This window comes from Paenibacillus terrae, assembly GCF_000943545.1.
Taxonomy (GTDB): Bacteria; Bacillota; Bacilli; order Paenibacillales; family Paenibacillaceae; genus Paenibacillus; species Paenibacillus terrae_A.
In genome coordinates this window covers 1-14645 of the sequence record NZ_JTHP01000095.1, presented here as the reverse complement: position 1 = coordinate 14645, position 14645 = coordinate 1, and the positions used below count along the sequence as shown (strand labels likewise).

At 46.3% G+C, this 14645-nt stretch carries 10 protein-coding genes; 5 read left to right on the top strand and 5 right to left on the bottom strand.

The window, feature by feature from the left end; genetic code table 11:
- Window positions 1–43: 43 nt before the first annotated feature.
- Entirely contained in the window at window positions 44–1087 is a 1044-nt protein-coding gene (locus QD47_RS26805) for a LacI family DNA-binding transcriptional regulator (RefSeq protein WP_044648989.1), read from the bottom strand.
- 367 nt (window positions 1088–1454) lie between these two features.
- Between QD47_RS26805 and QD47_RS26800 the strand changes: the two genes are divergently transcribed.
- The 4 genes from QD47_RS26800 (at window position 1455) to QD47_RS26785 (ending at window position 6707) form a co-directional block, all read left to right on the top strand.
- Window positions 1455–2786 carry an ABC transporter substrate-binding protein gene (locus QD47_RS26800; RefSeq protein ID WP_044648988.1) on the top strand — a complete coding sequence of 444 codons (1332 nt, stop codon included), beginning with the start codon at window positions 1455–1457 and terminating at the stop codon, window positions 2784–2786.
- 77 nt (window positions 2787–2863) lie between these two features.
- On the top strand, window positions 2864–3748 hold the full coding sequence (locus QD47_RS26795; protein WP_044648987.1) for a carbohydrate ABC transporter permease: 885 nt from the start codon (window positions 2864–2866) through the stop codon (window positions 3746–3748).
- Complete coding sequence (locus QD47_RS26790; RefSeq protein WP_152643882.1) at window positions 3748–4575, top strand: carbohydrate ABC transporter permease; 828 nt, start codon at window positions 3748–3750, stop codon at window positions 4573–4575. Before QD47_RS26795 ends, QD47_RS26790 begins: the two co-directional genes overlap by 1 nt.
- A 2-nt stretch (window positions 4576–4577) precedes the next feature.
- Window positions 4578–6707 (top strand): Sip1-related alpha-galactosidase, encoded by a 2130-nt coding sequence (locus QD47_RS26785; protein WP_044648985.1) that lies wholly within the window; start codon window positions 4578–4580, stop codon window positions 6705–6707.
- A gap of 78 nt (window positions 6708–6785) precedes the next feature.
- Here QD47_RS26785 and QD47_RS26780 read toward each other — a convergent pair whose 3' ends face one another.
- A complete protein-coding gene (locus QD47_RS26780; RefSeq protein ID WP_044648984.1) occupies window positions 6786–7679 on the bottom strand; it encodes a helix-turn-helix transcriptional regulator in 894 nt (297 codons plus the stop codon).
- A 147-nt stretch (window positions 7680–7826) separates the two neighbouring features.
- On the opposite strand from QD47_RS26780, the gene QD47_RS26775 reads away from it, so the two are divergent.
- Window positions 7827–10022, top strand: coding sequence for an alpha-galactosidase (locus tag QD47_RS26775; RefSeq protein WP_044648983.1), 2196 nt, complete (start codon window positions 7827–7829; stop codon window positions 10020–10022).
- 184 nt (window positions 10023–10206) lie between these two features.
- Here the strand turns inward: QD47_RS26775 and QD47_RS26770 are convergent, their stop codons facing one another.
- From QD47_RS26770 to QD47_RS26760, 3 genes are read right to left on the bottom strand one after another with little or no spacing between them, the layout of a single operon-like run.
- On the bottom strand, window positions 10207–10701 hold the full coding sequence (locus tag QD47_RS26770; protein ID WP_044648982.1) for a PTS sugar transporter subunit IIA: 495 nt from the start codon (window positions 10699–10701) through the stop codon (window positions 10207–10209).
- Between the two features lie 8 nt (window positions 10702–10709).
- Entirely contained in the window at window positions 10710–12215 is a 1506-nt protein-coding gene (locus QD47_RS26765; protein ID WP_044648981.1) for a glycoside hydrolase family 32 protein, read from the bottom strand.
- Window positions 12216–12262: 47 nt separating this feature from the next.
- Complete coding sequence (locus tag QD47_RS26760) at window positions 12263–13717, bottom strand: sucrose-specific PTS transporter subunit IIBC (RefSeq protein WP_044648980.1); 1455 nt, start codon at window positions 13715–13717, stop codon at window positions 12263–12265.
- Between the last annotated feature and the right edge of the window lie 928 nt (window positions 13718–14645).

Sequence of the window (14645 nt, the reverse complement as noted above, 5' to 3'; positions counted from 1 at the left end):
ACAAATGCACAGTGGATTTTTGTTCTCTTGTTAAATTAGACTCTTAAAGTTGACCATTTCTAGAGTCACTAGTGGCGCCGCAGCTTTCACGCACCATAAGCTTAGTGGAAACGGTAACTGTTAAGGGGATATCACGGCCTTTAATTCGTTCGCACAGCAGATTTACCGCGGTTCTCCCCATTTGTTCGGTATAGATTCTAACAGAGGTCAATGAAGGCTGAACGAAACCGGCTAAATCAATATCATCGAAACCTACAACAGCCACTTCGTCAGGTACTTTAATACCTTCATCGTACAGGGCGCGCATCGCACCTATGGCCATCGGGTCGTTGGCAATAAAAAAAGCACTAGGCAAATTCCCCTTCTGAATGGCTTCTCGCATAAGTTCGTAACCGCTGGTTGTTGTCCATTCTCCTAAATATACATCCGACCTAGAAAACATCCCTCTTTCTCTCATCATCTTTTCGTAAACAGAGTAGCGGATTTCTGGAATTTCCCTTCCTTTCCGCTCTCCTTTAACAGGCGAATAATCTCTCCCCCCAATAAAACCGATCCGCTTATGGCCTAATTGAAGCAAGTGTTCTAGTACATCCTTTGTGGCTTGCTCTAAATTGGAAACAACGCAGTCATATTTTTGACGGTCCTGAGCAAAATTATTGACGAATACAATTCGGTCATTATTACCGTATAAAGAATCCAAGTCTCTGCTGTCAATCTTCCCAATTACGATTAAACCATCCATACCGTTCAAGGATGCTCCATCCTCTATGCCGTTCATACGGATAACCTCACCAAGAACAATTCCTTCTTCCTGGCATCTTTTCTCTACGCCTTGGCGGATGGAAAGGAAATACGGATCGTCTGTTTCGTCTTCCGGAGAACACCACAAGACCATTCCGATCTTGAAAAGCTTTTTTGATGGTTTCGATCGCTTCCTTGCCCCTTTAAAACCCAACTCCGAAGCAACAGTATAGATTCGTTCTTTCGTATCCTGACTAATGGATAAGGTTGGATCTTGGTTGAACAATCGGGAAACGGCAGCAATAGAAACCTGGGCTTTTGTGGCAACATCGGATAACGTAGCCAAATAAACACCCCCGAAGTTAAAAAAGTAAAAATAAAGTTAAATAAATCTTAACAAAAACAACACCATTCGTCAAAAGCATTCCTTCAGAGCGGTAGGATCAATCGAACAAATATTAAGTTATGGATTGACAAAATAAAACGGTTACAATATCATGATGTTGTGCTTTTAACTTGTTTTTAACCGATGTTTTAACTCATTTTTTTAACTACTTTTTAACTGTGATTATCCTTTGATGCTAATGACAGTTTATAAGGAGGTGTTGGTGATTTACCCGCGAGAGAACTGATAAAATAGAGCAAATACATGAAGAGTGCTATCCCTTCAGAATCGGTTAAAAAGGTAAACTAAGAAATAGGGGGATTCAACAATGAAAAAACTACTTACTACAGTTGGAATCTTAGCACTTCTTGCTTCCGGTTTGGCCGCTTGCAGCGGATCAGAGAACTCCTCTTCTTCCGCCAATCAAAGAGGTGAACCTGCTAAAGCAGGAAGTCCTACAGAGATATCTGTACTTATCGGGAAGTCCGAGATCATCAGCCAGTTCGAAGAAATGGTGGAACACTACAATACATCACAAGATCAAGTCAAGGTTTCTATTATTTCTCTCGGTAATCAAAACGCTTTCGACAAAATGACAACTCTTTATGCATCGAACAATGCGCCTACTATTAGTATGATGGGTGCGGAATATGAATCTATGCATGATAAACTTTTGGACCTGTCCGATCAACCCTGGGTTTCGCATACCATGAAAGGCAGTTTGGATTATGTAAGGGACGGCAGCCAAATCAAAGGCATGCCAGTTTCGGTTGAGGCCTTCGGTTTGATTTATAACAAAAAGGTGTTGGACCAAGCAAGTGGCGGAAATTTTGATTCCGCAACAGTAAAAACACAGGATGAGCTCAAATCGCTGATGGATAAAATCACGTCATCAGGTGCGGCGGAAGGAGCAATCCACGTTTCTCCCATAGACTGGTCGTTAGGCGCCCATTATACCAATATTTTATTTGCAGACCAATCTTCAGATAGAGATCAACGTCATAAATTTATTAAAGATCTTAAGAATGGTACCGTCAAGCTCTCCGAGAATGAAATATTCTCCGGTTGGGTGAATACTTTTGATCTTATGAAAGCGTACAACATTAACAAAAGCGCTCCTCTCTCCCCTGTTTATGACGATGGCCCCATAGCTTTGGCTACCGGACAAGTCGGACTGTGGTTTATGGGGAACTGGGCGTACCCTCAGATTCTAGAACTTGATCCGGAGGGCCAATATGGATTTCTCCCTGTGCCGATAAGCAATAACGCAGAAGACTATGGCAATTCCCAGATCTCTGTCGGCGTTCCGTCTTATTGGGTCGTCGATGCAGAGCAATCCACAACCGACCAGCAAAAAGCAGCGAAGGAATTTTTAAATTGGATGGTCTCTTCTAAAGAAGGTCAAGATTATTATGTCAACAAACTCAATTTCTTACCAGTCTTCGATAATTTTACTGCGGAACCTGCAGATTCTCTTTCCCAATCCGTACTCAGTTATATGAAATCAGAGAATACGTTGGAATGGATGAATACGTACTACCCTGCAGACGCTTATCCTGCGATGGGAACTTCCATGCAAAAATATTTGGCCGATAAGATTAACAAATCTGATTTAGCTAAAGAATTCGAGGCGTATTGGACTAAGAAAAAATCCAACTAAAACTTTGAGACGGTGGGATATGCGGACTCGCTTATCCCACTCACATTCTCCAGTACGGAGGGTATGGAGGGATAACCTTGTATAAAGAAACGACTTTGAGAGAAAAGATTACGGTATTTTCCATCTTCGCGTTGATCCCGCTATTTGTTTTTACAGCAGTGGTGATCGTTCCATTTGTCGTTGGTTTTATAATGACCTTAACCGATTGGAATGGAACCTCTTCCGTTTTTCGGTTTATAGGTTTTGATAATTATAGAGCCGCGTTTTCGGACAATGAGTTTTGGACATCCCTGTGGTTCACCGTCCGTTATGTATTTTTCACGCTGATCTTAACCAATGTTGTTGCCTTCTTCCTCGCCTTGCTTGTAACGATAGGAAGAAAGGGTCAGAATTTTTATCGCGCGGGCTTTTTTACTCCCAATCTAGTAGGCGGGATCATTCTAGGATTTGTATGGCAATTCATATTTTCTCGTGTGCTTGTTTATTTTGGAAAAGCATGGGGCCTTGATTTTCTGTCCTACTCCTGGTTAGGAGATACGACGAAAGCGTTTTGGGCGCTTGTTACTGTCGGGGTCTGGCAAAACGCAGGCTATATGATGCTGATTTTTATTGCCGGCTTAATGAGCATTCCTTCTTCACTTTCTGAAGCGGCCAATTTGGATGGAGCCGGCCCGATCCAGCAGCTCTTACGGATCAAAATTCCAATGATGATTCCCTCCTTTACCATTTGTCTATTTTTGACACTGCAACGAAGTTTTATGGTATATGATACCAATCTTTCGTTAACGAAAGGCGGACCCTATCGAGCCACCGAAATCATCGCCATGCATGTATATAACGATGCATTTATTTACCGAAACTTTGGACAGGGCCAGGCAAAAGCCATCATGATGTTCCTGATCATATCGTTAATCGTCATTTTGCAAGTCCGAATCATGAAGAAATTGGAGGTAGACGCCTGATGCGAAATAAACGTTTATTTACCGCTGCAAGCTGGTATGCAGGCATGTCTATTCTTTTCTTTCTTTTTATATTTCCCTTTTTGTTGATCCTTTTAAACTCCTTCAAGTCGAGAGTGGAGATTATCCGAAATCCTCTAACCTTGCCCAAAACGTTTGATTTTTCAAACTATACGGACGCGTTCACCCGAATGAATTTTTCGTATGGATTATATAACTCCGCAATTATTACTTGCGTCTCCGTTTTGGCTATTTTGGTGTTTTCTTCCATGTTAGCATATTACCTGGTTCGTTGGTCGAATAAAATGTCCTCTATTATATTGCTTATGTTGGTTTCGTCGATGATTATTCCGTTTCAGGCCTTAATGATTCCATTTGTCTCCTTGTATGGAAATCTCCATATGCTCAACAGCAAATGGGCGCTTATTTTCTTTTACCTGGGCTTTGGCATCAGTCTGGCCACGTTTATGTATCACGGCTTTATTAAAACCGTTCCCAAAGACCTAGAGGAAGCCGCATTAATGGATGGAGCCGGGCGCATTCAAGTGTTCTACCAAATTGTCCTTCCTATTTTAAAACCAATCTCAACAACAATTGCTATTATAGATGTTTTATGGATATGGAATGATTTCTTGCTTCCCTCTCTGGTTTTGCTTTCGAAAGAACAGCAGACATTGCCGTTATCGACCTATTATTTCTTTGGGAAATATACATCGAACTATGGAGTTGCCATGGCCGCGCTAGTTATGGCAATCATTCCCGTCATTGTCTTTTACCTCATTATGCAAAAGCAAGTTATTAAAGGTGTCGTCGAAGGAGCTGTTAAATAAGCATGGAAAATATGATTAATTTAGAAGACGCTACATTTTTAACGAATTTGAAAGTGTGCGTTTCGACAGATGAAGGGTCCTCTTTACAAAGCCTGGATTTAAAAGAAATGAGCCAAACTTCAGGGCTCGATGAACACGGTAATTTCACTAAAAAGACAAGCCTGTACACGGACAAAGACAATTCTATTTCGGTTTACCTCCATCTTATGGATTATGGCTCGACAGTCGTCTGCTTTGTGGAAGCAAGCATGGATGCTCAGGAGGTATTCTGGCGTCGGTTTTCTTTCAATGCTAGACAATCCATCGTTATTTCGGTTCCTCAGCCCCAAAAAACGGATAAGTTTTTGGGCTTTTACCACTTTAATGATTGGTGGACGCGTCCTTTTTTTACTTCCCGTATGAGTGAACTGCCTGAACGTACCCAATCGGTTCTCTGGCAGTCCGGCTCCCGCTATGCCTATTGTTTGCCTGTTGTAACTTTGACTGAAAAAACGGAGATACGAGGCTGTAATAACGGCTTTGATCTTTGTCTTTCGACCAACGTAGGCGGCCGCGACGACATTTCCGCGCCACTGTTCGTCCTTTCATACGGAGAGAACCCTTATAGCTTAATCAAGGAAACGTTGAAGTTTACACTTGATTTAATTGGTAACCCGACATCACTGAGAGAACACAAACGTTATCCGAATGCTTTGGAATACTTGGGGTGGTGCTCCTGGGACGCGTTCCGTAACGAGGTTAACGATACGGGTCTAATTGAAAAACTCAAAGAATTAAACGAGAAAAACCTCCCTGTGCGTTGGGTCATGATTGATGATGGCTGGTTAGATGTGAAAGAAAAGGGTCTGATGTCATTTGAGGCCGATCAAAAGAAATTCCCCAATGGCCTTGCTTCTTTAATTGAAGTATTAAAATCGAACTACGGGGTCCGCTGGGTCGGTGTATGGCATACCCTTTTTGGCTATTGGGCAGGGATTCATCCAGACAGCGCCATCGTCCAGGAATTTGGTGAGTTTGTGTATAAAACCGCAAAAGGCCGGTTCATCCCCTACCCTCGTGCGGATAAAGGATTCGGTTTCTGGAATGCTTTTCATCGCAGTCTTCGCCACTCGGGCGTGGATTTTGTGAAGGTCGACAGCCAGGGATCGATAAATAGTTTTTTGTTTCACCACATTCCGGATGGCCGTTCGGCGTATGAAATGCACACCGCTTTAGAAGCGTCTGCCGGGTTGCATTTTGATCAGCAATTGATCAATTGTATGGGGATGGAGTCGGAAAATATATGGTTTAGGCCTTCCTCATCGGTATCTCGCAACAGTGACGATTTTGTCCCTGGCAAAGAAATCAGCTTTAAAGAACACGCGTTCCAAAACGCCTATAACTCCTTGTATCATCATGTACTTTACTGGGGAGATTGGGATATGTTTTGGACCAACCATGAAGAGGCGCTGCAAAATGCGGTACTTCGTGCCGTTAGCGGCGGTCCGGTTTATTTTAGCGACAAGCCTGGCACTACGGAACCGAAAGATCTGCTCCCGCTCGTATTTCGTGACGGCAAAGTACTGAGAGCCGATCAACCCGGATTGCCGACTTCCGACATCTTGATGGTTAATCCTCAAAAGGATAGCGTGCCACTGAAGGTATGGGCTCCTGTCGGAGGGTCCATTTCGGTTGGTGTATTCAACATTGACCAGGAAGACCGGATTCTATGCGGGTCTATTAGCCCTTCCCAGATTCCAGTTCTGTGTAATGTAGATCAAGAATTCTATCTGTACGAGCATTTTAGCCGAAAACTGATGAAGTGTTCATACCGTCAGAGCATCCCCTTTACAATCAAGGAAAACGGAGTGGCTTTATACTTGATGGTTCCCATCCTGAACCCTCGGTTCACACTGATCGGCCTTCTTAATAAGTATCTGTCCACAGCGGCGGTTACGATTTTATTTACCGATGACAACTCTACCTTGCTGCAACTAAGAGAAGGCGGGACATTGGGTTTTGGCGCCTGCCAAGAGCCTGCGTTAGTCACGGTCAATGGAGTACCAACTCCATTCCGGCGGGACGGGGATCTTTTTGTCATCGATACTATCGAGTCCATCGACCCCCTAATCATTAACGTAGTGTTTGCGTGACCCTTCTTTTTTTTAAGCCGCTTTAAAACAGGCTGCCGAAAATTTCGGCAGCCTGTTACTATCTTCAAGACCCTATTTTCATTGATCGCTCCGGATCAACCGCCGAATTTGATACAAATCGCCCTCCATGCGGAATTCGCCTGGAGCCATTCCTGTATACTTTCGGAACACTTTGCCGAAATAATTCGCATTCGAGAAACCGGACTGTTCCGCCACCTGCTCCAATGTCAGATTTGCGGGCTCCAGCAGAAGAGCAGCCGCTCTTTCCAATCTCATACGAGTTAAATAGCGGCCGGGAGAGAGGCCAAGCTTGCGCTCAAACTCACGGGTGAGATGAAATTTAGAACATCCGGAGACCTCCGCCATGTCCTGAAGGCCAATGCTCCGATGCAGATTACTGTCAATGAAGGTCTTACAGCGTTCCACAACCGGAGGCAATGGGACGCTGCTGGCAAGAGTGACAAGATGACTCGCCAGTGACATGGCCAGTGTATAAGCGGCCCGTGAGCACTGATACATATCGCGGTAGCTGTTCTCAATAGCTTCCCGATAAGTGGCCCACAGGAGATGCTCCAAATCGGACCCCGGCTCAATTCGGAAAATGTAGCCGCTTATGTCCAGCCATTCCTGGAGGAGATGCAGCGCCAAGTGTGACAGTTCGAAGTAGAGCACTTCCCATCTGGGAGAATCAGAGGGGAGACGGTAGATATGGTCGCCCGGAACATCAGCCAGAAAAGCATCCCCCGGCTCAAGGGAATGTCTCCTCCCCCCCGTTTCAATCTCACCGCGACCATTTAATGTATATTGAAGCACACAATGGTCTCCGGTACGGTTCCGTCCATCCCAGATATAATCATGCGAAGTAATCAGCTCATATCCGGCACCTTTTAATAAGATATAGGGCATTGGCGTTATAAAGTGAAAAGATATCGAGGACTGCTTCCCTTTCCCGTTTCCCTCCTCATGATTCACAGCAATATTTCACCCTCTTCAGTTTATAAAGTTACTCTTGTTTCGGTTCTTCTGCACCTTTACGCTAATGATGAAGACAAGTTTTCTATAATCAGTTATTTCACACTCTTACTAAATTATAACACTAAAAGGAGCACGATTTCACTTATGGGCATTCATTACGATGAGAAACGCATGGTGTTTCACCTGCAAACCCCCGGTTCCAGCTACTGCATTCAGATGGTTCGCGACGGCTACCTTGGGCATTTATACTGGGGACGACGAATCGCCGTCTATCAGGATTCTGTACCTTTTGATTTTATCGATCGGGGCTTTTCTCCGAATCCTGACCCTACCGACCGAAAGTTCTCCTTGGACAACCTTCCGCAGGAGTATCCGGGTTACGGGAACGGCGATTTTGGCATACCCGCCTATCAGGTCGGCCAGTCTAATGGATCTGAAATCTGTGATTTCCGTTACCAGACTCATCGGATATTCGCCGGCAAGCCAAAGCTTCCAGGTCTTCCTGCCACTTACATCGAGCGGGAGGACGAAGCGGATACGCTGGAGCTTGTGCTTGAAGATGCACTGACCGGTCTGCGTGCTACCTTAATTTATACTGTCTTTAACGAATATGACGCTATCGCGCGGTCGGTTCGTTTTGACCATACCGGCTCCGATAATCTGGTCCTTCTTCGCGCGCTCAGCGCCAGTATCGATTTCAGAGATGACGAGTATGACATGTTGACCTTCTACGGTACGCATACCAATGAACGAAATATTGCTCGGAGACCCCTTATGCCCGGCATCCAGAATGCGGAAAGCCGGCGAGGTGCTAGCAGTCCCCAGCAGAATCCGTTTCTGGCCCTACTTCGTCCTGGCGCTGATGAAGACAATGGCGAGGTATACGCGCTCAATCTCGTTTACAGCGGAAACTTCATCGCCCAGGCCGAGGTTCAGCAGTACCGGACGACTCGGGTGTCGATCGGCATCAATCCGTTTGGCTTCTCCTGGCAGCTGACTCCCGGCGAAAGCTTTCAGACGCCCGAGACCATCATGGTATACTCTGCACAAGGCTTGGGCGGGATGTCCCGCGTCTTTAATAGGCTGTACCGCACGCGGCTCAGTCGCGGCAATTTTCGTGACGCCGAACGTCCGATTCTAATTAATAACTGGGAGGCCACCTACTTTGACTTTAACGCCGACAAGATCGAAGCTATCGCCCGCGAAGGGAAAGAACTTGGTATGGAGCTCTTTGTCCTAGACGACGGTTGGTTCGGTAAGCGGGACAATGATTTGAGTTCCCTGGGCGACTGGACCGTTGACCGCCGCAAGCTTCCGGAGGGGCTGGACAATCTAGCCCGTCGGATAACCGGAATGGGCATGCAGTTCGGTCTGTGGTTCGAACCGGAGATGGTCTCGCCGAACAGCGAACTCTATCGGCGTCATCCCGACTGGTGTCTTCATGTGGCGGGTCGTCCCTGCACGGTGGGGCGGAATCAGCTTGTACTTGATCTGTCGCGGCGGGATGTATGCGACTATATTGTTGGAGCGCTGTCCGATATTCTGTCTTCCGCGCCGATTACGTATGTCAAATGGGACATGAACCGCCATTTGACGGAGATCGGCTCTGCCCTTCTTCCGGCGGAGCGCCAGCGCGAAACGGGACACCGGTATATCCTCGGTCTGTACAGGATATTGGACGAGCTCACTTCCGCCTTCCCGGATGTACTGTTCGAGAGCTGTTCCAGCGGAGGAGGGCGCTATGATCCCGGCATGCTTTATTACATGCCGCAAACGTGGACAAGCGACAATACCGACGCGATTAGCCGGCTAAAAATTCAGTACGGCAACAGTATGGTCTATCCGGCTGTGTCTATGGGCGCTCATGTTTCGGGTGTACCGAATCATCAAGTCAACCGGGTTACTCCTCTTGACACCCGAGGACATGTCGCGATGTCGGGAAACCTTGGCTACGAGCTCGATCTTACCAAGATGTCGCCGCAGGAAAAGATAACGATCAAGTCCCAAGTTGCGCTGTATAAAGCAATTCGCCCCCTTATCCAATTCGGAGAATTTTATCGCATTTTAAGTCCGTTCGAGGGCAACGAGGCGGCCTGGGCCTTTGTTTCTGATGACCAGAGCGAAGCTGTACTTGCTTTCTTCCGAGTGCTGAGCCAGCCGGGTGAAAGGGTGCCTATTCTGAAATGCAAAGGATTGAATTCGCGTTACCTGTACCGCCATCACGAAACTGGAAAGATATACGGAGGTGACGAGCTGATGTACGCCGGTTTGACGCTTCCAAGAATAAAAGGGGATTTTATCAGCCTGTTCTGGCGGTTTAGTAAGATCGACGAGCAATGAATGTAATCAAAGCAAAAAAATTAGAAGTCCAACAGAAAGCAGGGCCTGAAATCATGAGATTTCAGGCCCTGCTGGCTATGCCCCTTCGCCGTTTTGACGTGGTTATACTATTTTTGAGAAGCAAAAATCAACTGGCAAATGTGCTGTAACAGCTTGGCGGTTCTCCGAAATCCAAGCTACACCATCATTTTAAGTGAACGCGAAGCAGTGGGACACCGTCTACCACCCCAGCGCCTTCCATCGTCTCCACCGATTTCACCATTTCCTGGTCGTCCGGGACCAACACCGGTGTGATCACCGGAAAGCCCGCCTGCTCGATTTCGGAAATATCAAATTCTAGCAGCAGCTGTCCTTTCTTGATTTTTTCACCGGTCTGAACTCGTAGGGTAAACCCTCTTCCCTTCAACGACACCGTATTAATGCCAACGTGAATCAGCAGTTGAATACCGCTAGCATGCTCCAGCAGCAGCGCGTGATTACTACGGCCAAACGCATGCGCTACTGTTCCGTCAAACGGCGCGTAGACTTTACCTTCCCGGGGCTTAATGGCTATTCCTTTGCCCATAAAGCCGCCGGCGAATGCCGGATCGGGTACTTCCGAAAGCTCAACGACACTACCTGCAAGCGGAACTCCAACTTCGATAACCTCCAGCTTTTCCTTCTTCTTAAACCATCCCATCTCTTTCCTCACCCTCCAGTTCCTAAAACATTCAGTTGGCTGCCCTCTACTTCAATTGCCCACATGTTGGCACGGTATAGAACATCACCGCCTTTGGCGAAAATGGAGAATCCCCGGCTCTCCTCATGGGGGAATATTCGGGCGGTAAAGACCTCGCGGCCGTCATCTACGAACACTTCTACAGATGATGTATCCATAAACAAATGCAGCTTGACAGCCAAAGGATTCACCTTGCAGCTTCGGACCGTACCAAATTCTTCTGCAATCGGCCTTCCGGACAGCGTTCGATCCAGCATAAGCCTGGATTCCCTGGTGTTGCATACCAGATTCGTCCCTTCTTCTTCTCCTGTTCTCAGTCTAATACCAAATTCGACGGCGTCTACATTATTGAATTCTATTATCAGCTCGTAACGGGAGCCGGCAAAACCGGCCGGACTAAGCGTATCGTTTGAAATTTTCCCGTCCGCGAACCTTTCCCTTCCTCTGATAGCCTGAAGTTCACGAACGGGAACCTGGTACAATCGGCCGCCCTCCACGCGCAATTCACGCGGCAGCGTCAGGCAGTGGGCCCAACCGTGATCGTCTGTGGGATAGACAATATCCGGCAGACCCATCCAGCCGACCAGAATTCGTCTGCCATCCGGCGTTAATGTTGTCTGGGGAGCATAGAAATCAAAACCATGATCCAGCAAGCGAAAATTCCCATGTCGAAACTCTCCCGTCTCCACATTCAGTGGATCACCGATTACATAACCCGACGGATAAATATTACCAGGGTCGTTCAGCTTCGCTCCCTGCGGACAGAAGCAGAGAACCCCCTGACCGTCAAATTCAAAATAATCCGGACATTCCCACATATAGCCGAAATCGGACAAACGGGTATGCAGTTCGCCAACCTCTTCCCATTTGTAAAGATCAATGGAGCGATAGAGCATGGCACAGCCGGTAAGATTGGAACGTTGCGCTCCAATTACGGCATAAAAGCAATTTTTCTGTTTCCATACTTTGGGGTCGCGATAATGATCGGTATATCTGGACGGAGGTCCGCTTATAACCGGGGAGGAGAACTTGTGTATACGTCCATCTCTCTCCATTTGAGCCATACACTGATAAGGCATTCGCTCCCAACTCTTATCACGTGTATTGCCGGTGTACATGAGGTACAATCGCCCATTGTGTTCGATTGCACTGTCCGAATATACTCCATGACTGTCAAAATCCCGATCCGGTTTTAACGCCACCCCCCGGTTCGTCCAGTGAACGAGATCCGGGGAGCTGGTATGATACCAATATTTGAGACCATGCACAGGGCCGAGAGGAAACCATTGATAGAACAAATGATACTCTTCATGAAAAAAAGCAAATCCATTCGGGTCGTTCAGCAACCCTGTCTCAGGCTGGATATGATACCCCTGGCGCCAGGGGCACCTTGCCACTCTGGCGGCCAGACCGGAGATTTCCTCCGGATCGGTATCTTCTAATCTTCTGTATCTCTCTTCTTTTGTCCACTCCACTCCACAGCAACCTCCTTACTGCAAAATAGTTCCAAGCATGCTTAAACTTACGGTCGATCCGCTGCTTCGTTTGAAGTCTCCCCTGAGGCTGACGCATTTTTTCGCTTGCCCCAGAGCAGGGTGATGAGAAACGTAACCAGAAAGCTGATGCCCATGCCGATACAGAAATCAGCGATGGACTGTGGACGGATTGCGATAATACCGGGTAGCGCCGCCGGTCCCATCGAAATGGACAGCACATGTGCGTAAGCAATATAGGCGGAAGCCAGGCCGGAACCGATCATCGCAGCAATGAAAGGATAGCGAAGCTTCAGGTTGATTCCGAACATTGCAGGTTCGGTAATACCGAGCAGCGCGGATATGCCAGCAGCTGAGGCGATACTCTTCGTCTTGCTGTTGCGTGTGATGAGAAAGACGGCCAGCGTAGCCGCGCCCTGAGCGATATTCGCCATCGAGGCAATCGGAAGCAAGAAGGATCCGCCCGTCTTAGCAACGTCCGACAATAGTTGGGTATCCACAGCGAGGAAACTGTGATGCATTCCCGTTATGGCAATCGAAGAATAGAAAAAACCGAAAATACCTCCACCAATGAAACCCGTCGTATCATAGAGCCAGAAGAGACCATCTGTCAGTCCGCTGCCCGCGGCGCGAAGGACCGGTCCAACAACAGCAAAGGTCAAGAGGCCGGTAATGAGGACAGACAGCAAGGGAGTCAACAGATTATCAAGATAAGATGGAATTACCTTTCGCAAATTTTTCTCGATTACCGATAAAATGTAGGATACGGCCAGTACTGGCAGAACCGTTCCCTGATAGCCAACCTTTTCGATTGAGAAACCGAACAGTTGCCAGGTGGGTACTGTCCCATCTACAAGTGCCTGGCCGTAGCTGTAACCATTAAGCAGATCGGGATGGACCATAATCATGGCCAGCGCCGCACCCAAATAAGGATTTCCACCAAACTTGCGAGTGGCCGAGAAGCCGATCAGGATGGGAAGGAAAACAAAAGGAGCGTTGGCGAATAAATTAATAATGCTTGCCCAATCGGCAATACCAGGGTACATCTCGACCAGAGACCTGGGACCAAACAGATTGCTGGCAGTCAGAACATTGTTGATCCCCATTAATAGACCCCCGGCAACAATCGCCGGAATGATCGGAACAAAAATGTCGGAAAGTGCTTTCACAAGCCGTTGAAGCGGATTCATTTTAGCTGCTCCTGCCGTCTTTAAATCGCCGGTGGACATTTCTCCAAGACCCGTAAGTTTGGCGAACTCGCCATACACGTTATTTACAATCCCGGCTCCAAGGATAATTTGATATTGCCCTCCTGTGGAAAAAGTCCCTTTAACAACATCCATTTGATCAAGCGCTTTTTGATCAAGCAAAGATTCATCTTCAAGAACGAGCCGCAATCGCGTCGCACAATGCGCAGCTGCCGTTATATTTTCCTTACCTCCCAGAGCATTCAGGATGTCAGTTGCTACTTGCTTGTAATCCATATTTCTCTCCTCCTAATATTATGAAACCGGTTCCAATTCAATTAAAAAAATGCTCGTTACCGACATTGGCCAGTAATTTTTGTTCGAAAACAACTGCCCTCCTATTACTTTCTCCGAAGAAGGTTATTGCCCCACTTCACCACTTCTCGCTCCATTCAATAAGCCCCTTTTGACCTCCCGTAAGATTGGATGGACATACAACCCTTGCCATAGGATAAAAAATTGCTCAATTCAAAATGTTTGTCTTGTATTAAATTTTGTAAGGGGGCTGTTATTTGATAATAAAACACTATCCATGTCATCCTCAATGGTAAGTTAATGCGATGGCAGGGTAAAAAATTGCCCTTCATTAACACAAAAATCCACCGCACAAATGCACGGTGGATTTTTGCTCTCTTGTTAAATTAGACTCTTAAAGCTTGGGACACTGAATAATGGGGTACTATCCTATCCAGTACCTGCAGATAAACCTATCTCGTGAATCAGCATCAATGATGCAGCGCAATATCATTACTATGCTTTAAGACATCCTGAACTTGCAGGAAGTATTATACCGGCACCAGGCCCGGAGGCTCTCACCGGTTCACAACTAGCTGAGACATTTAGTGATGCATTGGATGAAAATATAAGCTTTGTCTCTTTGCCTTTTGATAGCTTCGAAGCGGGTTTACAGTGTATTTAATGGTCAATCATCCAGTTGTTTTGTATCAATTGTACGGGTAGAATGGAGGATTTTAAGAATTTATGAATAAAACTATGGCTCCTCTATGAACAAACTCTAGATAAAACAATTTTCAATTTCGTTATGATATTTATAAAAAAGAAGACCACCAATTTTTTTGAGCATTAATTTGTTTTGTAATATTAAATACATTAATTTTTTTACTTTTCTCGTAAGCATTTTCAATATACTGATTAGTCGTCGTGT